Annotated in this window: 24 protein-coding genes and 2 pseudogenes; 10 read left to right on the plus strand and 16 right to left on the minus strand. The window is 61.8% G+C overall.

The window, feature by feature from the left end; all coding sequences use genetic code 11:
- Nucleotides 1-82: 82 nt before the first annotated feature.
- Entirely contained in the window at nucleotides 83-238 is a 156-nt protein-coding gene (locus tag AB0366_RS21880) for a hypothetical protein (protein WP_193591235.1), read from the minus strand.
- A gap of 240 nt (nucleotides 239-478) precedes the next feature.
- Here AB0366_RS21880 and AB0366_RS21885 point away from each other — a divergent pair.
- The 3 genes and pseudogenes from AB0366_RS21885 to AB0366_RS21895 all read left to right on the plus strand — a co-directional run.
- Nucleotides 479-604: pseudogene (locus AB0366_RS21885) on the plus strand (disulfide bond formation protein DsbA); the annotation flags it as partial.
- 70 nt (nucleotides 605-674) lie between these two features.
- Nucleotides 675-956, plus strand: a pseudogene (locus AB0366_RS21890) (vitamin K epoxide reductase family protein); the annotation flags it as partial.
- 482 nt (nucleotides 957-1438) lie between these two features.
- Nucleotides 1439-1828: a hypothetical protein gene (locus tag AB0366_RS21895; RefSeq protein WP_366245803.1), complete on the plus strand. Its 390-nt coding sequence runs from the start codon at nucleotides 1439-1441 to the stop codon at nucleotides 1826-1828.
- Between the two features lie 93 nt (nucleotides 1829-1921).
- Here the strand turns inward: AB0366_RS21895 and AB0366_RS21900 are convergent, their stop codons facing one another.
- The 10 genes from AB0366_RS21900 to AB0366_RS21945 all read right to left on the minus strand — a co-directional run bounded on the left by AB0366_RS21900 (nucleotide 1922) and on the right by AB0366_RS21945 (nucleotide 7136).
- Complete coding sequence (locus AB0366_RS21900; RefSeq protein WP_057472968.1) at nucleotides 1922-2266, minus strand: hypothetical protein; 345 nt, start codon at nucleotides 2264-2266, stop codon at nucleotides 1922-1924.
- On the minus strand, nucleotides 2263-2427 hold the full coding sequence (locus tag AB0366_RS21905) for a hypothetical protein (protein WP_156394464.1): 165 nt from the start codon (nucleotides 2425-2427) through the stop codon (nucleotides 2263-2265). Before AB0366_RS21905 ends, AB0366_RS21900 begins: the two co-directional genes overlap by 4 nt.
- A 59-nt stretch (nucleotides 2428-2486) precedes the next feature.
- Nucleotides 2487-3071, minus strand: coding sequence for a DnaB-like helicase N-terminal domain-containing protein (locus AB0366_RS21910; protein ID WP_082519173.1), 585 nt, complete (start codon nucleotides 3069-3071; stop codon nucleotides 2487-2489).
- A gap of 192 nt (nucleotides 3072-3263) precedes the next feature.
- Nucleotides 3264-3683 carry a hypothetical protein gene (locus tag AB0366_RS21915; protein WP_366245805.1) on the minus strand — a complete coding sequence of 140 codons (420 nt, stop codon included), beginning with the start codon at nucleotides 3681-3683 and terminating at the stop codon, nucleotides 3264-3266.
- A gap of 266 nt (nucleotides 3684-3949) precedes the next feature.
- A complete protein-coding gene (locus AB0366_RS21920; RefSeq protein WP_057472971.1) occupies nucleotides 3950-4138 on the minus strand; it encodes a hypothetical protein in 189 nt (62 codons plus the stop codon).
- Nucleotides 4139-4216: 78 nt separating this feature from the next.
- Complete coding sequence (locus tag AB0366_RS21925) at nucleotides 4217-4450, minus strand: hypothetical protein (protein ID WP_155288633.1); 234 nt, start codon at nucleotides 4448-4450, stop codon at nucleotides 4217-4219.
- Nucleotides 4447-4668: a hypothetical protein gene (locus AB0366_RS21930; protein ID WP_057472972.1), complete on the minus strand. Its 222-nt coding sequence runs from the start codon at nucleotides 4666-4668 to the stop codon at nucleotides 4447-4449. The genes AB0366_RS21925 and AB0366_RS21930 overlap by 4 nt, the downstream gene beginning before the upstream one ends.
- The gene (locus AB0366_RS21935) at nucleotides 4665-5048 is read right to left on the minus strand and encodes a hypothetical protein (protein ID WP_057472973.1); all 384 of its coding nucleotides are present in this window, start codon (nucleotides 5046-5048) and stop codon (nucleotides 4665-4667) included. The genes AB0366_RS21930 and AB0366_RS21935 overlap by 4 nt, the downstream gene beginning before the upstream one ends.
- Nucleotides 5049-5143: 95 nt before the next feature.
- Nucleotides 5144-5887, minus strand: coding sequence for a hypothetical protein (locus AB0366_RS21940; protein WP_366245806.1), 744 nt, complete (start codon nucleotides 5885-5887; stop codon nucleotides 5144-5146).
- A complete protein-coding gene (locus AB0366_RS21945) occupies nucleotides 5859-7136 on the minus strand; it encodes a hypothetical protein (protein WP_366245807.1) in 1278 nt (425 codons plus the stop codon). The genes AB0366_RS21940 and AB0366_RS21945 overlap by 29 nt, the downstream gene beginning before the upstream one ends.
- A gap of 671 nt (nucleotides 7137-7807) precedes the next feature.
- On the opposite strand from AB0366_RS21945, the gene AB0366_RS21950 reads away from it, so the two are divergent.
- From AB0366_RS21950 to AB0366_RS21965, 4 genes are all read left to right on the plus strand, one after another.
- Nucleotides 7808-8725 carry a ParA family protein gene (locus tag AB0366_RS21950; RefSeq protein ID WP_307848892.1) on the plus strand — a complete coding sequence of 306 codons (918 nt, stop codon included), beginning with the start codon at nucleotides 7808-7810 and terminating at the stop codon, nucleotides 8723-8725.
- 212 nt (nucleotides 8726-8937) lie between these two features.
- Entirely contained in the window at nucleotides 8938-9267 is a 330-nt protein-coding gene (locus tag AB0366_RS21955; protein WP_366245809.1) for a hypothetical protein, read from the plus strand.
- A gap of 336 nt (nucleotides 9268-9603) precedes the next feature.
- Complete coding sequence (locus AB0366_RS21960; protein WP_155289494.1) at nucleotides 9604-10023, plus strand: hypothetical protein; 420 nt, start codon at nucleotides 9604-9606, stop codon at nucleotides 10021-10023.
- A gap of 68 nt (nucleotides 10024-10091) precedes the next feature.
- The gene (locus tag AB0366_RS21965; protein ID WP_057472977.1) at nucleotides 10092-11471 is read left to right on the plus strand and encodes a hypothetical protein; all 1380 of its coding nucleotides are present in this window, start codon (nucleotides 10092-10094) and stop codon (nucleotides 11469-11471) included.
- Between the two features lie 120 nt (nucleotides 11472-11591).
- On the opposite strand, the gene AB0366_RS21970 is transcribed toward AB0366_RS21965, so the two are convergent.
- Together AB0366_RS21970 and AB0366_RS21975 are read right to left on the minus strand one after the other, a co-directional pair.
- A complete protein-coding gene (locus AB0366_RS21970; RefSeq protein ID WP_366245810.1) occupies nucleotides 11592-13427 on the minus strand; it encodes a hypothetical protein in 1836 nt (611 codons plus the stop codon).
- 307 nt (nucleotides 13428-13734) lie between these two features.
- Entirely contained in the window at nucleotides 13735-13941 is a 207-nt protein-coding gene (locus AB0366_RS21975) for a hypothetical protein (RefSeq protein ID WP_032373290.1), read from the minus strand.
- A 295-nt stretch (nucleotides 13942-14236) separates the two neighbouring features.
- Here AB0366_RS21975 and AB0366_RS21980 point away from each other — a divergent pair, with 295 nt between their 5' ends.
- The gene (locus AB0366_RS21980) at nucleotides 14237-14713 is read left to right on the plus strand and encodes an ImmA/IrrE family metallo-endopeptidase (protein WP_162247515.1); all 477 of its coding nucleotides are present in this window, start codon (nucleotides 14237-14239) and stop codon (nucleotides 14711-14713) included.
- Nucleotides 14710-17238: a cytochrome P450 gene (locus tag AB0366_RS21985; RefSeq protein WP_366245812.1), complete on the plus strand. Its 2529-nt coding sequence runs from the start codon at nucleotides 14710-14712 to the stop codon at nucleotides 17236-17238. Before AB0366_RS21980 ends, AB0366_RS21985 begins: the two co-directional genes overlap by 4 nt.
- Here AB0366_RS21985 and AB0366_RS21990 read toward each other — a convergent pair.
- Together AB0366_RS21990 and AB0366_RS21995 are read right to left on the minus strand one after the other, a co-directional pair.
- A complete protein-coding gene (locus AB0366_RS21990; protein WP_155289493.1) occupies nucleotides 17217-17648 on the minus strand; it encodes a hypothetical protein in 432 nt (143 codons plus the stop codon). The genes AB0366_RS21985 and AB0366_RS21990 overlap by 22 nt on opposite strands.
- Complete coding sequence (locus AB0366_RS21995) at nucleotides 17621-18295, minus strand: helix-turn-helix domain-containing protein (RefSeq protein WP_155289492.1); 675 nt, start codon at nucleotides 18293-18295, stop codon at nucleotides 17621-17623. The genes AB0366_RS21990 and AB0366_RS21995 overlap by 28 nt, the downstream gene beginning before the upstream one ends.
- A gap of 347 nt (nucleotides 18296-18642) precedes the next feature.
- On the opposite strand from AB0366_RS21995, the gene AB0366_RS22000 reads away from it, so the two are divergent.
- A complete protein-coding gene (locus tag AB0366_RS22000) occupies nucleotides 18643-18954 on the plus strand; it encodes a hypothetical protein (RefSeq protein ID WP_322544924.1) in 312 nt (103 codons plus the stop codon).
- 377 nt (nucleotides 18955-19331) lie between these two features.
- Here AB0366_RS22000 and AB0366_RS22005 read toward each other — a convergent pair whose 3' ends face one another.
- Nucleotides 19332-20069 carry a hypothetical protein gene (locus tag AB0366_RS22005; protein WP_209912228.1) on the minus strand — a complete coding sequence of 246 codons (738 nt, stop codon included), beginning with the start codon at nucleotides 20067-20069 and terminating at the stop codon, nucleotides 19332-19334.
- Nucleotides 20070-20167 lie beyond the last annotated feature (98 nt).

Raw genomic sequence — 20167 nt, forward strand, 5'->3', positions numbered from 1 at the left:
TGAACTATACAGTGCTCGCTGACCTTTTGTCAGTCTGGCTATCCGCCACGGAACACGCGAGAGGTCGCAACTTCAGCTGCGCTCAGGCGACCGACGACTCCGCCCTGGCAAGGTCGACGCAGCACACCGAGGGCGTGTCGAGCCTGTCTGGGTTGTCCAGGCCTCGCAGATGGCGACGGGTCTGCCCGTGCTCACCGCGCACGTGGTGGTCGATGCCGCGTGCTTCTACGACTGGCACGTCACTTCCGAATCCCTCGGTATAGTTCAGCGAACGTTGACCTATGGGCCTGGCAGAACGCCGGGAACCAGACCTGGAGGCCACTCTGACTCGCAGTCGGCAGATCTCTCTTGCACTCATCGCGGCGGCCTGATCGCTCTCGTCGTCGCTGTACTGCTCACCCGACCGGACTCTTCGTCGCCCGGCGCGGACGCTCCCCAGGGTTCACTCGAGAATCTGGTCCGTCCCGACAGCCCACGCATGACCGATGGTGATCAGGTTCAGCTGGTGGAGTTCCTCGACTTCGAGTGCGAGGCGTGCATCGCCCTGTACCCCCATGTGGAGGACATCAAGGACCGGTACGGCGACCGTGTCGAGTTCGTCGTGAGGTACATGCCTCTTCACGTGAGCTCGGTCAATGCTGCCTTGGCCGCTGAGGCTGCAGGCCGGGGTTACTCTCGCCGCCATCTTCGTCCACTGGCTCATCTGGGTGAGCCTGTATCGGATCGGCGCGTTGTGCCCGTACTGCATGGCCGTGTGGGCGGTCGCCATCCCACTGTTCGTGATCGTCACCCAACGAAACCTGCGCCTGCTGCCAGGCCAGACCGGCTCACGACGGGCCTGTACGGGCACGTGGGTCCACGCCTACCAGACTCCAGCCCTGGTCGGTTGGTTCCTCCTGGTCGCCGCGTTGAGCGCGGTGCGCTTCTGGGACTACTGGATCACACTCCTCGCCTGATCGAGGTCCTTCCTCACGTCCGACATGTCGATGTCCACGTACGTCGAGGTCAACGCGTGCTGCGGGCCGCCGACCTCACTCCAGAGCTCGTCGACGCTGCCACAGAAGCCCTCCTCATGAGCCACCGAAAGTTCTCAGAAACACGCCTCGAAGCGATGCGATTCACACGGCCGCACCCCGGAACTATCTGATTAGCTTCGTGTCCTACCCCAATACGAAGCACATATGTGAAACTATCTCCCCATGACGACAAGTGACGCAGCGGTCCTCACTCCCGAGCAATGGCGCGAGCGTTACCTGTCTCGATATCCCCTAGTAACGGACGACCTGGACTTGGGGGTGTGGCGTGAGCGCCGGGAACGCGCACTCACGCGGCAATACGTCGAGTCAAGCCCGCGCGCCTTAGTAGCTGCCGTGGTGATCGACGTGGACCGCCCGAACGCCGTTCTGCGGGCCTATGAGCGGCCTAGTGGGGGTAGCCGGTGAACGTCTTCAACCTCGCGAACACAGCAAACGCCAAGACTGACATGCGTCGGCTACGAAGCCAACTCATCTCCAACTACACCCGAGAAGACGCGGAACGGTTTCTACACGCAGTCCGCAACTTCCGAATCCAACGGGCCATCGCTCTCAAATACGTCTTCGCGTTCAGCTGCGGCATTTTTGCTGCCGCAGCCGTCGCCAACGCCAACAAGCTACTGACGGGGCGACACCCGTCGATCCTTCTGGTGCTCGCCCTGGGTGTAGCCGCACTCGCAGTCGCTGTCAGCGCCCACACTATGTGGCGGAACCGCAGGGACGGGAGATTCGAGAACACTCTCATCGCAGGAGACAGGGAACTCCGAACAACAGATGACGAGGGCAACCCATAGCCCCTTCTCTGCTGGAACATGCTTCGCCGGGCGGGCGCGCTGCGATGTTGGTCGAGGACGCGGCGCTGGTATGGAGATACCTCGACTGTGAAGTTAAAAAATGGACAGTTGCGCCGGATCGGACTGTGCTCGCCGACGCGTCCGCACAGTGCTGGTGGCGCGGTGACGCTCCGGGGCAGCGGGATCCGCAACCCCCGCGCGTTTGGCGATGAGCGCCCGAAGTTCGGCGCGGCGAGCGCTGCGGAGAACGCGGGTGAGCTCGTCCGGATTGTGAAAGCGACTGCGCCACTGGGGTGTGCCTGGGGCAGGTATCCCCAGCACAGTGTCGGTGACGCGATCGAGGAGCAGATCGAGTTTTTCGCGCACCATCTCCGCAGCCTGTGCGATCGCGGCTTCTTCACCGGTCGCTGCGAGGTCGCGGGTGGTGTGGCCGGTCATGGCAGCAGACCGTCGTCCGCTGCAGGAGCAAAGGTGGAGTGTTCGCGTTGCTCCGCCTCGGCGGCGCCGGTACACGTCATGTGCGCGAGCAGGATCGCACGCACCGTGTCGCGCGCGATCTCGTGCGGGAGCGGTGGGCCGTCGACTGTGCGTATTCGCATATCACGCATCGTGCACTGACCTACCGACAGAGAGTTCCGGTGGACCTGTTCGACGACGCTTACACCTGCGACCCTCCTGCTCGAAAAGTGTTGAGCCGCTTCCATGCTGCCCGCTGAGCAGTACCGAGCTGAACCATGTAGTCGAACAATTCGTCCTCGGGCCCCTGCTCGGCCGCCTGCATGAGTCGCTGCCCAGCGATGTGGAAACTCCGGCGGTAGGCCTGGGACAGGACGATGTCGGCGTAGTGCACTGCGGACACGGCTGGTGCGTCGGCGGTGACTACGTTCGCAAGCGCGCGGCGCAGTGGAGCGTCCTTCTGCCCACCTCCGCCGGATCGGTGCATGACTGCAGCGACCGAAGCCGGGTCGTGCGGTTGACCATCGGTGACCAGCGCGGCGATGAGTGTGAACAGTTCGGCGTAGGCCGGCTCCGTGAAGTCTCCAGGCACCAGCGCCTCGGTGACGCGCGCATCGGCGGCGGGATCAGTGCTCCACATGAGTGCGCAGAGTGTCAGAGACTCGGGATCTGTTCTCGGATGCAAACTGATGACATCGGCGACGGGATCGTCGCCGACTGGATCGGGTACCAAGTCGACGCCGTAGGGCGTTTGATCATCACCGGGGACGGCTCTCAACACGGTCATACCTCCCCACCTTGCCCGCTGATGATCTGGCTGGTGTTCGCCACACGTGCCATAACAGTGCCCCTTCGTGGTGCAAGCAGTCCGCTGCCTGCGGACTCGATGCTCTCTCGCGATGTTCCGACCAGTATTGCGCTGAAGATGGAAAGACCGCACCCCGCCGATGAAGGCAGGGTGCAGTCTTGATCGTCGGTCTCAGCAGTTGGTGGCGATCAGAACCTCGCCCCGGTGGTCGAGAACCACCAGTTCTGCGGCGATCGCCGCTTCGATCAAAGCTTCACTGAGACCGACCGCGAACGCGATCGCACATGCCACTGCGGCCTCCTCGACCGTACCGAGCACTTTCACAAAATGGGACTGCTCGATCATGCCGACACCGGGCACGGTGGCGATCAGGTGGATTGCTCCGGCGAACTCGTCGTCCGGGCCCACCCCGATCAGTGCACGCACGTGGGCGCGCCTCTCGCCCTCGACATCGACGGCGATGGCCGCTTCGTCGGCGACGAACAACGCCGTGGGCAAACTGGTGAGGTTTGCCAGGTCAGAACAGAGTGTGTCCGGGCGGGGGCTGTTGCGGCGGCGGCCGGGCAGAGTCGGTTGCACGGTGATCTTCACGGTCTTCTCCATCGATGGGTGTCGGGTCGAGTCGACGCCGCTCCGCCGTTGGCTCCGCCAATCGCTGCATGCTCACCGCAGTCGGCGGGAGCCATGCCTAAAAGAAGAACCCGGACCCTGCCCTATCGAGGCCGAGTGCGGGTTCTGGCGCATTACTGCGTGCATTACGACATGCATCACAGTGTGCAGTACGAGCAGTGTTAATTTGAGGAGGTCGCAAACAAGAGTGGTCGGGAATCGGTGGTGGCTGACGCGTTGTCATGCGCCTAGCCTCGGTCGATCGATGCACGGCGGCCGCCGGATCGGCCACCCTTCCCCACACCCTTGCGAGCGTCACGATGCCGATTGCGGTGCGGCCGAGCCGCATTGGACTGCCGAAGTTCGAGTCGACGCCGCAGAACCTCGGGAGCTGCCGGCGACGATGTGGTCCCGGTGGTGAGTCGAGAGTTCTGCATGGTGTGTCTCCTCAAGAAAGGCCGGTCATTGTCCTGTCTCTGCCGCAGTCGGCTCCGTCGATCGCAGGGCTGGCTCGCTCAACGACCGTTAGGTGCGTCGTGATCCTGCGAGGAGTTCACCACGTCGTCAGTGCGGCGGATCCCCGAGAACGTTGCCGTACCAGTGTTCAGGTCCACGGTCAGGTGATCCGTAACGTCGGAGTCATCGTGGTGGTGGATGTGGTGACTGTGTCCGGCCTCGGTCACCTGGTCGAGGTTGTGGGTTGCGCCGAGGCCGGTCCCCAGGCTTCCGTCTCCGCCTGATTCGGTCATGATGTGTCGCCTTTCTGGGGAGTTGTGTAGGGCTGCGTTCCACGCAGTGCAGGTGCAACCTTGATCGCTCGAACGGTAAACGACGACCGACTGCGATCGTGCCAGACGCCGCCGGGCGCAGTCCGGTGATCTAGTTCGTACTCGGCGGCGAACCGGGATCCGTAGGCATCCGACACCAGGTTGTCGCCCTCGTGGATGCCGTACTCGGTGTTGGTCACCGCGCCTTCACCAGCTCGGCTCTGGCGACGACGAGCAGCTTTCTCGCGGCGGCGACTGTGAAGTCCTCCATGCTCGGATGGATTTGATGGAGAACCAAGAGTTCGTCGAACAACGCAAGGAACGCGTCCCGCTTCAGATCGGTCAAGCGATGCTCGTTCAGAACCATGCTCTGGCCGCGGTACTCCGAACCGCCGACTGCGTTTTCGTCGGAAGTGTCCAGAGTGTAGGACGCGAGCAATTCCTGATCTGCGGCCAGATCGAGCGCAATGATCGGCCGGCCGACAACACAGATCAGTCTCACTTCGATCGAGGCTCTGTCGTCGACGTAGGTCGAGATCTTTCGGGTGAGGTACTTGGTCGAGCTTGGAGTAGCAGACATCGGAGGCTCCGTTCATGGGAGATGTTGGGTGGGGCGTGTCTGTTGCTTCGGCCGCCGGAGCTCCGCTCTCGGATCACTGTCGTGCACTCACCACGTCACAACACCCACTCCCCGGCGGCGTTGTCGAAGTAGGCGACCGGGGCATGCCACGGAGGCGTCTGCCCTACCGCGGCAACGATGTGCATGGGGTCAGCTTTCTCAGCACCCCGCAGACCGTAGTTCCAAGGCGAGCCCCGATCGCTGGTCCCCAGTGCGAAGCTCAACGTCAGGTCATCACTGGTGTCACAGTGACGTTTCTCGGCCATGTCGGCGTATGCGTAGTTGTGGGCGGTGAATCGGTAGCTGACCGCTGCAGGGATGTCTGGAAGCGCCTGTCCTGAAGCACTATGGAAGCCGTACCTGTTGATCTGTTGCGTCACGCTCCACCCGATCTTCGCTGCTGCGATCGCCATCTCGACGTGGTCGCTCGGGATACTGACTTGAGAACCGGCGGATTGAACGTCGCGTGGTGCTTCGATCCACGCTGCGATCTCTTCGGCGTTCCAGTACCGCGGTTCACCGCCGAGTGGATCGGTCCCGAGATAGGCGGTCGGTTCAGGACTGTTCACCTGGGCGCTGACGAGAAGGATCGAAGGGGCGTCGTCGATCGCATTCGGCGGTGTGGTGGCGAACTTCAGTTCCGGTGCGACCTTGGTCATGTACAGAAACCAGCCGATCGGGGCATAGAAGTCGTAGCCCATACCCTCGAACACGAGGCTGACGTCGTCGATGTTTCCACCAGCCAGAGCGGCCGTCATAAGCTCGACCAGTTCAGCTGGCATGTCTCTCTTGATGGTCATTGAGATGCAGTCCTCTCGATGTGTGGTGCTTCAGTTCGGTTGCCGCCGTGCCGAGTTCGGCCCAGCGTTCGTCGAAGCGTGCTCTTTCTTTGTTGGGAGCCAACGCTGGTGCGACAACGAAGAACCGCTCGAGTGTGGGGAACACGGAGCCGCGTTGGCGTTGGTAGAGACGCATCATTCCGTCCTCACCGACGACGGTTGTGGTGAGCCCCTTCGCAGCACCGTCCGCTGCGAGATGATCGAGATGCGCTTGGAGCACGTCGCGGGTTCCCCTGCTGCGAACTCGAAGCGAACGCTCGACATTGCCGGACACCAAGCTGTCGCCCTTCCGTGCCGAGATGATGCGGCGTACGTCGTAGATGGCGTGCGTCTGCTCCCTCAGGAGCTCGTCGAACGCCTCCATGACATGAACCGTGTTCTCGCTTCGGACCAGGTCGATCAGCCGCTTACCGCCGATCAGGCCCTGCTTGGGGTTGAGTGTTAGGGCGAGGTGCTCCATGAGCAAGGCGTGGGCGGCCGTCACCGGTTCGGTGGAGTACCGCTCCAACATGTACGCGCGGCCCGCTTTGCTGCCAAAACTGAAGGGACAGAACGTGCAAGCGGACTTTCCAACGCTCGTCCCGATGACGGAAGTTGTGTACTCGATGGCGTCGTTGCGGAACCAGCCCCACTCGATCAGTGGGTACTCCCCCGTTCGCAGCGCTGTGTTGTAGTTCTGGTCCTTGAGTGCGCGTCGTGCCTCGCCGGCCTCGAAGCCAATGACGTGCCGGTATGGCTGTCCGCGGGTGATCGCAGCGATCACCGGATCCAGAACGTCTCCCTTCGCGTGTACGGAGCACATTCGTGCGCCGCCGCTTTGCGGAATCGTGCCCGCTTCGGTCATCTCGTCCCAGAGTGTGTACGAGCCGTCGAGATGCAGCGTAGTCGGAACGCGGGAGTCGTCGAGGATGACGACGCCGTCACCGGCCTTGGTGACGTGCCGACGCGAGCGCGCGGCCTGGATGAAGCGGACGCCAGCGGTTGCCATTCGCGGCAGAATCAAGGCCTCGACTGCGGTTCGAGTGCTCTCCCACTCGTTGCCGGTCATCGCCGTGATGACGGCGAGATCCGACAGATCGAAGTCCCGAGAGGATGAATCTTCGAGCCAGCGCAGAAGAACGGCGGTGCTATCGGTGCCAAGTCCGAAGCTCATGACGACCTTCGGAGTAGGTTCGGCAGCGTTCAGATTCATGAATTTCGAGGTCGTCACGGGGCTGTCTCCGGTCTGTGGGATGGATGCTTCAACCGCAGTCCGGCGGTGGCTACGCCAGCGAATCTCACTATGGTCGCGCGGTGCGAGGTTGCCTCGATTGTGGGTGCCGAGCAGAATCGTTGGTAACCCATTTGGGTGTCGCAAGGCTCTGACCTGCGGTGACATTGCTCGAGACGTCACTACATACTTTAGATTTGGTAGTGACGCCAAGAGTCAAACGGAGGGTACGGTGTGTAGTACGGCAGGGTGTGCCGCATCGTGCAATGTGTGCACTAGCGAGACAGTCACTTCTGTGCGTGCGGTCTGATGTAACACCGCCTGTAATGCATGCAGTAGTGCACACAGTAGAAGCAGGATCACTGCGTGATGTAGTACAGAACGTAGTGTCGACATTGACCGTTTAGTTACGGTTAACGTCACGCCATACACTGCTATATGTTGTGCGAGTGTCAGTGCTGCAGACAGCACTGCACCACGTACGAAATGCGGCACGACGACCACCAATACGCGCCGTAGCAACTGCAATGCGGCACGCACTACAGTTGGCGTCGTAACATTCATTAACACACCACGCACGCCGCCAATCAACGCATGCACTGAGGAACACAGTGCGCCTGGTCGTACTGCATGCAGTGCGCGACCAAGTAATGACGAGAGGAGACCCTGTAGTGAGTGAAGCAGTAGCAGATGCATTGACCCGGGTAGTCACGTTCGCCAACGGCAAGGGGGGTGCAGGCAAGACCTCCACGGCAGTCAACGTCGCTGGCCTCGCAGCGGCGGGCGGCTGGCGAACCCTGCTGATCGACCTCGACCCACAGGGCAACGCAGGGCACGATCTCGGCTACTACTGGGACGGACGAGGCGACTCCGGTCAACTTCTATGCAACGCGCTGGGTACCGGCTCCGCGCTCACACCTGTCGTAGCCGACATTCGCCCCGGCCTCGACGTCATCAGCGGCGGCGACGCGTTGGACGATCTCGAGTCCATCATCACTGGCCGCGCGCAACGATCGCGGCCGTTTCGATCCATGCTCGCCGAGGCGCTGGCACCCATAGCCCCCGATTACGACCTGATAGTGCTGGACACTCCACCTACTAGGCCGAATCTGCTGCAGCTCGCCTTGTGCGCAACACGATGGATCGTGGTGCCCACCCGCGCAGACCGCGCAAGCATCGAAGGCCTGCGCGTACTCGCTCATCAGATCGAGACCGCACGCGATGTTAATCCAGCAGTGGAACTCCTCGGTGCCGTGTTGTTCGATGTCTCGACCTCAGCAAAAGTTGTTCGACGCAACGCATCTGCCGACATCGAGTCGGCGCTCAACGGTGCGGCCCCCCTCTTGGAGTCGATCATCAGACACGGAGAGAGTTCGGCCGTCAACGCACGGGAAAGGGGAGTGCTGGTGCACGAGCTTGCGGAAAAGGCCGAGTCCGCAGAGCCGTTCTGGAAGGCGCTGCGAGAGGGCCGTAAGCCCGACCGGATACCGGGTAGCGCCTCGGCGCTGGCCGAGGACTACCTCATGCTCTGCCAGGAGGTTCTGGAGCGAATTCAGACCGCCGAGCAAGCTGCTGAGGTGCTGGCATGAGTGAACGTCCAGGTTTCCCTCCGGTCGACGGTCTCGCGAAGCGCACGGGCTCGATCCCCCCACCTCCACCGCGGCCGGCGCGAGCTGTTCCTTCACCTGCAGCAAAGGCCCCCACTGCGCAGCCGGTACGCACAGCACCCGCCGCGACGAAGAAAGTCCGAACAGTGGCCCCGGCTGACACGACAGAGCGCGCCGAAACCGCACCTGTGACCTTGTCCCTGCCAACCGCACTGGCAGAGGCGACAACGACCTTCGCGAAGAAAAACTCGGTCTCGTACCCCGATCTCGTGATGGACGCGATCGTGGCGTCGCACGATGAGCTGCCTGCGCTCATTGCTCAGGCCAACAACAAGGCCGAATCCGATGGGCTGTTCGTTCGCACGCACCGCAGTGCCGCCGGTCCGAGGTCGACGAGGTCCTTTCGAATGCGGCGGGACAACCTCGAGGTGATCGATCAGCTTGCAGAGAAGGTCGAAGCCGAGTCCCGATCACAGCTGTGCAGGGTGGCGCTGGAACGGTTCCTCGAGTCCAGCTCCAACTGACATCTCGGTCGCGGCGGGAGTGAGGCCCGGGGCCTCTCCGATATCGGAACGTCTCGGTCACTCCATCGCTTCGGCCGACGCGCCGCACTCCCGCCGCACTCCCGCCGCACTCCCGCCGCACTCCCGCCGCGCCACATCCGCTATATATCCGCACAGGGTCCGCGCATTGCCGCCAAGAGAGACATTTCACCTCCTGGCATATATAGTTGCCATAGTTCTGACATAGAACGGATATACAGCGGACACAGGACGGACTGGCTGTGGCGGTTCGCCAGTCGGGTGTCCTCACACTGAAGTTCGTATGGCGTGACGGGGCACGGAGAGGCCGAAATCGAGATGAGTTCGAAAACCAGTGACAACGAGTCGTTGTCGCCCAAGAAGCATCCATTGCGTCTGCAGTTACCTGCCGACGATGCGATCGTCGACGCCTTCATGGCCGCACAGGGAGCGCGTTTTCAGTCACAGGCGATCGTCATGTTGATCCGAATGTGGGTCAACGAGTTCGGTGCGACCAATGTCATGGAACAGACCATGGGTGCTCTGACTACCAGCTCACTCAAGGAGCGCGTTTCGGCGACCCAGGCGACCGCCGCGCAGCTTGTGACCGCGCCGAAGCAGCCCGAGGTACCCGAGCCCCGTGTCCCGGCGAAACCGACACCGCCACCGACTCGCCCAGCCTCGTCTCCGCCCACCCCTCCGACATCCGCGTCACCGAGCGACGATTTCGAAGACTTGTTTCGCAAGAGGAACAGCTAGATGAACACCGCCGCAACGGGTTTCGCACCAAGACCACTTACGACTGACACAAGAAACGGGATTACATCATGAGCAGTGACCCTCAGGCCGGACTCTTCGAGTACACCGCAGGTCTCGACATCGGCAACGGATACGTCAAGGGCGTCATCGAAGATCGCGGCAGCGACACCGCCGCCAAAGAGTCGGACGTGGCGGTCGACATCATCGACATGCCCAGCGTCGCGGCGACTCTGATCCGCCCGAACCTCCTCCAGACCCCGGACGCCGACGCTCCGCAGGTGTTGGCTGGCGGCCAGGAGTGGTTCGACAACGCTGACATGGTGTTCAGCTCCAATCTGGTGCCGGACACTTATCGGCGCGTCATCGGCCGTCGCGCCCTCGCGACCAAGGCATCGAGCGTGGACGCGTTCGACCTGGTCGGTCACAAGTCCAAGGCCGAACAGCCACTGTCGAAGGTACTGGTTTTGGGCATTCTCGCTGCGAAGGCGCTTCGTGACTACGTCGCCGTCTCCGGCATGCTTCCGAGCCCCAACAACGCCGACAGCTCAGTCACCTCACTCACTGTTCGCGCAGTACTTGCTCTCGCGCTACCCATCAGCGAGTACGAGTCGCATCGCGGTAGCTACTCCGCAGGCTTCGTCGGCACCGCCGCCGAACCCCTCGTACACCAGGTTCGAATCAACAACTTCGTCACGCCGATCACCGTCAGCATCGTCTTCGACAACGTGCTGGTCGTACCGGAGGGGGCGAGTGCGCAGTACGCGATCAACTTCTTCGGTGAGCCACTGATGGAACGACTGCTCTCCGACGTGCGCAGCCATGGCGTAGTGCTCGAGGGTGTGGAGGCGAAGCACCTGCTGGCCGCGACGGACACCATTGGAGTCGATGTGGGGGAGGGGACCGTGAACTTCCCTGTATTCACCGGCGGCCGCTTCAATGCAGACGCATCGCGCACTCTCACCTCGGGTTACGGAACGGTGCTCGAAAATGCCATCGAGTCGATGACGGAGAAGGGCGATGCGCACGGTTTCGCCGGCCGCAAGCAGTTGGCGGACTTCCTCCAGCTCGACGTCAACCCACTCAAAGCCAAGTTCCACGGCCGTGTCGTGGAAGAGACCGAGGTGGCCTCGGAGTTCTTCGTCCGCGAAGTGGCCATGGAGCTCTCGCGAGTCCTCGATCTGGTCGGTGCAGCAACGCAGGCGATCTACGTCTACGGCGGGGGATCAGGTCCACTGCGCGAATTCCTGCACAAGGCACTGCTCGAGAAAGTGGTCGAGATGAACGGTGAAGACGCCGCGCCGGTGCTCTACCTCGATTCGACATATTCGCGAGGCCTCAACCGTGAAGGCCTCATCATCGCGGCACGCAACCGCGCGGCCTCGCTTGCGGAGGCAACCACGCCGCCGTCCGTCACGAAGACCTCACGCAAAGCAGCAGCCGCAAAGTAACCCGATCTCGACGTCAGGCCCGGACCTCAATGCGAGCTCCGGGCCTGACGTGCACCTCGGGTCGACCATGACGGCCGAGATCGATCTCGCGCCACCATGAATGATCGCCAGCGCCCACCCCTATCGCTGTGGTTCTCGGACGATCACAGCGCCCAACTCATGGGCGAGTAGGTCGAGGGCGTCCAGCATCGGATCCGTAGGCGGTGGGCCTGTCGCCATCAGAGCAGCCCACAGTTGTTCGGAATCTCGCTCACCCGGCCCGGAGGGCACCAGGGTCGGGTACTCGGGGGCGTCCATGTCGGGAGCTGCCGGCGTTGCAAACCTGTTGTCGAGCCAGAGTTGCCACAGCAACCGTTCTGCACGATGTCGCACGATACGGTCGGCAGCCACGATTTCGAGCCCGTGTGAGGCCGCTACGTCGTCGAGAGAGCGGGTTCCTACCCGCAAGGTCGATCCGTGTCGCTCGATCAGTCCAGCGATCGTCAGGTCGGCGATGATGTCGTATCCGTTGGAGGGTCGCAGCCGCGCACCTGCAAGAACGTCCTCGATGTTCGTGGCATGCCCGGCGGAGACAAGTTCGTAAGCGGTGCGGCCGCGCAGTCCGAGAACACTCCACGCTGGATGCACAGGTTCGACGCGGGCTCGCTCGATGCGCGTTCTGTTCGGTTTGTCGATCGCGGGGGTGGTCAAGGCGTATCGGTCGGCGTCGCGCCCGGCCCCACGGGCCACGAGCAACACTGGCGATCCGGGGGTGTCCCTGAGAACGCGCAGAGCAGTCCACACAGAGTCTTCTGACATCAGGCCTGCGGCGTGGGACAAACTGCGTCCTCCGACGGCCACCACGGGCACACCCTCGACCAGTTCTCCCGCTAAGGCCGAGCTGTACGCCAGAGCCTGGACTACGGCGAGTAGGACAGGCCGATGTCGGGTACCAACGAATTCTCGATCGATCCACAGCTGGGCGTGTGCCAGCCAGTCGCGACGAACACGGTCTTTCAGGTAGGAGCTATTGCCCCCTGTGTGCTTGTTCTTGTGCTGTGGTTCGCGGAATTGGTGGGCAATCCCAGCTGCCCACGTCAGGGCGTTGGCGACATCACGTTGCAAGGCCGTCGTGGCATGCCTGCCGTACTTGTCGAGGTACGAGTGGCGGATCCCTACCCACTCTTTGGTGGCCATGGCCGTCTCGATGTCTGCGGCGCTGCAACCCCGTAGGACTGCATGGCTGATAACGGACTGACGTGCTTCCGAGGGCGATTCCCACAGAGCTTTGAGGGGTTTGGTCAATTTCCCGGTGGCCGCGTATGTCACGACGGCCTCCGGGACGCGTGAGCTGCGGTGAAAACGAGGATCCAAGCGTCTATGCCGACCGACGCCGACAAGGCGCTCGTCCTGCGTGAGGGACGCGGCCACCGCGGCCACTGGTGTGCGGTGCCGAGTCGGAGACATGCCGCCGAGCAGCGCCATCAGACGTGCAGCAGCACCACGGTCGGATCGAGTAACGAACGTGTCGATCGCGACGTCCAGAGCGCCATCGAGACGGCGGTAGCCGCCTTCGCGAGTTGGTGAGCCCGGGGGAGTGATGCAGCCCTGAGCTGCATTGAGCATGGGATCGCAGTCGAGGGTGATCAGGCGTGCAGCGAGGAGCTTCATCAGAACTCTGACGTCGTCGACTCGCATAGGACTGTCGGTCGCCAAAGGAACCAGGACGTGGCGGCCGCCGCTTGTCGAACGATCGGTCACGACGCGTGCGCCGCACTCGTGAAGCCACTCGAGCGCGCGCTCGACGTCAGCGTCGACTTGCTCGGGCGTGTGGTGCTTTGCGTCGAAATCGAGCGCTAGCAGGGTCGTGCGGCCGCGCGCATATATCGGCACTGCGGCCGGTACCCGCGGCAGACGCTTTGTCCAGTTCTGCGCTTCGTCGTTGAACAGCCCGGTGTCGGGATTCCACAGCCGCATGGAGCGCCGCGCACGCACGAATGGTGACAGACGTCTCCATACGAGGTCGGGTGTCGACATCGACGACGCGACACGAGCATCAAATCTTGAACCTTCATCAGGGCAGGATGTACCCTGAGACCTGTCTGGCACGACAGTCCCTTTCATTGGGAAACCGCAGAATCGAGAATCGAGTTGGTACCTCGCTTCTCACCAACCTCGAAAACCCTCGTTCTTCGCTACAAGAGCGGGGGTTTTTCGATGGCTGGGGCCGACTCTGCGTGAGTTACAACCGTGGTCGGGTTCCGTCACGACCAGGCGTTCACGCCTATGCAGTCAGAGGCAAGACCTCCTGTGAATTGTTGAGCTCGCGCGCGAGGTCAGGCCGCCCGACATGAATAGCCAGCACGTCGGAGACGTACTGGCTGAAAGACGATGTGCCGGCTTCCATGCGGCCTTGCTGCAGCTTCTCAATGACCTCCTCGGGCAACCGGATGGTGGGTGCTCGACGTGAACCCTTGCTTTGTGGAGCCATCACGATTCCTTTCCTGGCGAGCTCAACGGTCAACCGCGGTGCATGCGGTCGGTGCTCATGGTGACTCAGAATCACCTAGAACAGTGCGCGACACGCGGTGCGGCATAGAATCAGCACAGTTAACACGAAGAAACGTATCAAATCATTCGAAGCTGACTCTGCATTGTGATGTGGCTCCTCGTCAGCAGGGCCATTCACCGGTAGGTTGTCGGGGTCACAAGACACGGGGGTCTTACTGACGGGTAACCGGGAAGGTGTCATGCATCTACGACGTCGGGTAGCGAAGCGAACGTCCTTGGCAACCATCATGGATTCGATACCGTTGACTCCACCCTGGACGGTTGAGGAGTTCGTCCTGTGGTTGTCGGACTTCAAGGGCAAGCCGGTCACGCTCAAGGAACGTTCGTCGATAGCGTCTCGGATCCTGACGTGCGGGACTTTGTACGTGATGGATGACGGTCTGACCATCATGTACAGCCCAGAGCACTCGAAGCGGCACCAGCGCCAACAGATTTTCCACGAAATCGCGCACATTCTCTGCGATCACCGGGGAAGCGACGTCTATGACGTTCCGGCCTCTGTCCTCACCGACGGCATCGACGAGGCGAAGGTACGGGAGATTCTTTATCGCGGATCCTTCGGCACAGCTACGGAAGCTGAGGCCGAGCTGGTGGGCACGCAGCTCGCGGTCCTCAGCCGTGGCAGCATCACCAACGACATGGACGGCAGCCTGCATCGAAGCGCGTCGCTGATCGAGTTCCCGCATAGATGACGTCGAGTGAACTACTGACCCGGGAGGCGACCAGCAGTCTTCCGGTGGCGGTGAGTTGGGCACTGATCATCTGGATCGCAGCTGTCATAACAGTCCGGCAGTTCGTCCTGGTGGACAAACGACCGGTCGACACAGCCGCGCACGCGCTCATCGGGTTTCTATTGATCAGCGCGCTGCTACGTCAGGCTTCGGTGCAGTCCGTACTGGGAGAGTTGGGACTCTCCCTCGGAACGATAAGGGTCTTGACGCACACCTCGGCAATAGGTTCTGCGGCCTGCGTATTGGTGGTTGGCCTTCTGTGGAAGCGGAAGGAAACCATGAACTTGCGGAAGGCCATTCCGCTGTTGTCCGCGGGAGTCCTGGCATGCGGCAGCGCTCTTTACGTCATCGCGTGGCCGGCTACGTCGAGCGGTCTGGCTGTCGAGGAATTACTGTCCTGGCGAACCGGAATGTACATGGTGGTCTACAGCCTTCCGACCCCTCTAGCAGCCCTTGTGACCGGGCAAACGGCGCTTGCACATGTACGCCGGCATGTGTCGTGGAACAGGACGATGTTCGGTCTTGTGGTGCTGTTGTGCATCACGGGTAGTTTCCTCGACCACGGCACACGGATGGTGTCGGGCCTGATGCTGTCGACAGGTGTACAGAACGCGTTCACCGAAGCGCGCACACACTCCAACGACCTGTTCTTTCTTCCTGTCGTGGCGGTAATGGTGTGCATAGCAATTCCGTCGATCGTCTCCTCGATCCGCGTACGGCGGGGCCGTGACTCCGCGGCGCATCACGCTCGAACCCTCGAACCCATATGGACCAACCTCAGCGAGACCGTCAGTGAAGTCGGAGTGCCGGCGAGTCACGATATTCCGGTCGATTCGTCGTTCACCGAGTGGCGAATGCTCATCGATATCGAGGACGCCATTCATGCTCTCCTGCCTCACTTTCCCCGTGAACAGGGCGACTCGCCGCAGGATCACGCTCGCGACATCCGTATAGCGGTCCAGAGATACCAGAGCAACCAGGACCCTCTTCACCACAGAGCGTTTGCACCGTCCTGGCTGAACGAAAGACCACGATTGCTCGCGGTCGCCGCGGCATGGAACGAACAAGACGAACAACCAGATTGGGATAGGACTATGACCGAAAGCAGTTCGGCTGTCACCGCTCGTCCATCGAAGAAGATGCCGCACCCCCCGCGTCGGGTCCCTATTCTGGGAGACATCCTCGGAATGGATTCCGAGCGACCAAATCAGCGGACGTTGGAGCAGATGGACAGGCTCGGTCCGCTGTACCGCCGTAGTTTTATCGGTGGGGCGAAGCTGACGTTCGTCGGTTCGGCAGCGTTGCTGCGCGAGGTAGCCGACGAAGCACGCTGGGAGCGGTTCGCGGGTCGGCCCATCCAGCGACTGAAGGTATTGGGCGGTGAGGGCCTGTTCACGACGGCGAACGACTCGGCCGAGTGGGCGGTGGGGCACGAAGCCCTCATGCCCGGGTTCACCAAAGAGGCGATGGTCCGCTACCACGCGGCTATGCAGTCGGTCGCTGACGAAGCCTCATCGACGTTGGCCCAGCGGTCGGAGATCGACGACGTAGCGGCGTTCATGGGAAACGTCGCACTCGAGGTCATCGGGCTCTGCGGGTTCGGGTACTCATTCGAACCCTTCACCAGAACCGATCGTCACCCATTCGCAGAAGCACTCACCCGAACCCTGGCCTACACCCAGCAGTCGGCAATTCCAGTGATCGGCGCGTTGACCGGCCGCGCCCGCGCGAAGCAAGCTGCTGCCGACAGGGAGTTCCTGCGCGCAACCGTTCGTGAGGTGGTCGAAGATCGGCAACGTTCGGGCGAACGGAAGCCTGATCTTCTCGACCTCATGCTGCACAGCGACGGAACGCCGATGGACAGCACGCTGATCGCCGATCAAGTCATCACTTTTCTGGTTGCCGGCCACGAAACGACTGGAAATGTTCTCGCGTTCGCTGCGCACTACATTGCTCAGGATCGGGAGATCTCCCGGCGGATACGCGAAGAAGTCTCTGCCGTCTCCGGCGATGGGTCGATCGCCCACGGCGACGTGAGCAAGTTGCGATACACGCGCGCTGTCGTCTCGGAGGCCTTGAGGCTATGGCCGACCGCTCCGGGATTCTTCCGAGCAGCTCGGGTCGACACAACGCTGGGCGGCTACGCGATCGAGAAGGGGGAGTGGGTATTCACCTTGCTGCTGGGCGTACATCGCGATCCGAGCGTGTGGGGAGACAATGCTGACGAGTTCGACCCCGAACGCTTCATGGGTCGAGCCCCCGATGCGAGCCAATACAAGCCCTTCGGTACGGGGCCACGAGCCTGCATCGGACGGGCATTCGCTCTTCACGAGGCAGTGCTCGTGATCGCCACACTTGTCCAGGCACTCGACTTCGAGACCGACTCCAGTTCGCTCGACGTCGAAGAAAACCTGACCCTGCGTCCACGCGGACTACGGATGCGCTTCAACCGTCATGAGCACGCTCACGCAGCCGGCAGCGCCTGAACTTCCGCGATGAGGGCCTCGAACTCGACTCGCGTGAGTCCGTTCGCACGAGCTGCGAAGTAGTCGAGGCCCTTATCGCGGACGATGATCCACAGCCTCAGTCGCTGGTCGATATCGATGTCTCGACCGGAGGTTTCGGTCAGGTATGCCTGGTCGACGCCGAAGAACGCGCAGAGGGCATTCCGAAGCTGTTGGTCGACCTCGTTTTGCGAGATCGAGCCCTTACGCATCTCCGACAGGTAGTCGGGATCGATCTGTCGGTCGAGCTTCTGACCCAGCACCACAGCCACCGACTGCACATCGACCTGGGGCTCGCCTCGGCGATGGTAGAAATCGAAAAGCCTGTTCACCTTGTGAGCCAGGCTGATCTTGAGGTAGTCCATCAGTACTCCGATCTGATCGCGTTCCAACGCTGCTCGTAAGTGTGTATCCGGTCCGGCGACAAGTCGTCGGCCCTGCCTAGTAACCATTGCAGGTAACTGAGTTCGGTTTCGTCCTCGGCGGTAGCCGGTGTCGACGCCCGACTCAGATAGTCCTTCAAGAACATGTCGATCATAAAGTCGTTTTGCAGGTCGTCACCGCCGCACAGCCGCGTCTCGACCTGGACGATGATCCATGCTCGCATGACTCGATCCACATGCAGATCGAGTTCGGCCGATGCATCCTTCAATTCAGCCGACGCGGTCTTCGAGCTCGCGATTCGCTCGATTCTTTGTGCTGCCGTGAGCAGATCCCCCACTGTCCGCATCGACACTGTGACGGAGTCAGGATTCGGTCCACGTGATTGCGACGGTCGATGTCTGTTGCGGACCTCTTCGAGCGCCTCGGGCTCCTGGCCGTCGAAAGCGCGAGCTGCGGACCCCGACTTCCATTTGAGAACTTCGTCGAGCTTCGTGAAGGTCGCGAAGTGGGGTCGGTTCGTCGTCCCCTGCTCGATGTTGCTGACCGTCACCTGGCTCGGGCCGCCGCTTGCTGCCACGTCATCGAGTGATAGGCCCAGTTCGCGCCGTCGCTTGTTGACGATGGCCCCGAAGCGGGCCATATCAGGTCTACTCACGCAGGTCACCTTAGTTGTGACCACGGGGAGAACTGACGACCGGACCGTCAAGTCCGATAATTCGGGTCGGTTGGTGGATGATTTCTGGGACTTTCTATGTGTCTACTGAGTCGCATCGTTGCAGAACTGCAGCTCCGGCCGGTTGAAACTATGGCAACTCTATGTCTATTCTGAGGGTGAGCAGTTTCACCGGTCAGCGTCGCCCGGGAAATGTCCTGTGCAGCGTCAAACAGAGGCACACCCTCAGTGCCACCGTTCGATTTGAGGTCTTCGACGGCACTGAGGTCGCTCTTTCGCGATCCAACGACCAACTACCGATCTAGGCGAAGACGGGCTGCAACCCGCTCATGCCGCAAGACGAACTGCACTCGGTTCGGAGGACGACCATGACATCTTCTTACCCAGGCACAGTGTTACATCGCGAGTCCGACCGTAAACCCCTGCTGTGCCAGGCGGTGAACATTTCGGTCCCTGGTTTTGCTGTCTGTTCGTTGCGTGAGGGCACGCACGATGTGCATCAACTTCGGTGCGAGGCGACCGGCGAGCTCCTCGGTGAATGGACCGACGCGGACACGACGTTCCGCGAGCCCACCAACGAAATTCAGCGCTATATCGAGTTCAGCAGCACACCGATGCATGAGATCGGCGACGTCGCCTGATTCCCCAATCTCGACTGGTGTCACCCAGTGACCCCGGTCGTGAGTTGCAGGACCCCCTACTTCCTGCAACTCGACGATGGACCGGCGCGAGGATCGCACAGTGACGCTTCACTCATCATGTGCCGAACTGCGCGATCCCGCCGGGACATCAACCATTCACTCAAAGTTGAACTGATAGAGAGGAATTCACCCATGCCCTGGATCTTCACGCAGCTGTGGTTCTGGCTCAGCCTCCTGGGCTGACATCTGAAATGCGATGCGCCCGCCGGGTCGGCGGGCGCATCGCACAGATAGTGCACAACCGGCAACATGTCTCCGCCCGTCAAGGGTCGAGACATGTTGCCGAACTCGTTTCGGCAGCGGTCGCAGAGTTGGCTTCAGCTGCTCCGCACTGAGCCCGCCATACGCGCCTGCAGCTCCTCCAGGTCGGCGGCGAGCGCAGTGATGTGTTCGGCGTCCGCGACTGGGTCGAGGACCGAGATGTTCGCACGCAGGTTCCGTACTTGAACGGACCGCTCGGCGGCCATGCGGTCGGTGTCGGAGATGTCCGCTGCATGGGTCACACGCAGCACCGTTGCGTTCCGCATCGGCTCGATCGTTCCGCGGAGATCGGCCGCGAGCTGCTCGGCAATGCGGTGTGCATCCTCGGGGGCGTATGCGCCGACCTCGGTGTGCGAGTTGGGGATCGGGCCGGGCCGGGTGGAGTACACCTCCACATCGAGAACCTCGACCGCGGTAGGACCGTCGATCGCCGAATCGGGTAGCGGCGGTGACGCTTCTACGATGGCGGCTACTGCGGCGGTGACATCTTGGGGTGCGGAGATGACGGTGCCCAGCACACCGTTCTTGTATGCAGGCAGTGCCGTCAGCGCGGCCGCGAGTTCGCCAGGAGTGCCGATGAAGTCGACATCACGGTGTGAGCTGCCTTCGGACACGGCGTCGATGACGACGGAGACGGTGTCGACTTCGCGTGTATCCGACAATGCAGCCGCTTGCGTGAGTGCGAACTGCCCGGCTGAGCGGGAGGTGTAGAACGCGCCGCGGAAAAGGACGAGACCGGGGTCGCCGTGCTCGTTGATGAAGGCGACTTCGACGTTGAATTTGGGCTGAGCCATCAGAGGTGTCCTTCGAAGGTTGTGGGCGTGGGGGGTCCCCGGGATCGGGGAGAGATCGGTGACTGTGAGCCTACGAGGTCAGCAGTATCGATGCTGGT

Source organism: Rhodococcus sp. NPDC076796, from assembly GCF_040702765.1.
GTDB lineage: Bacteria > Actinomycetota > Actinomycetes > Mycobacteriales > Mycobacteriaceae > Rhodococcoides.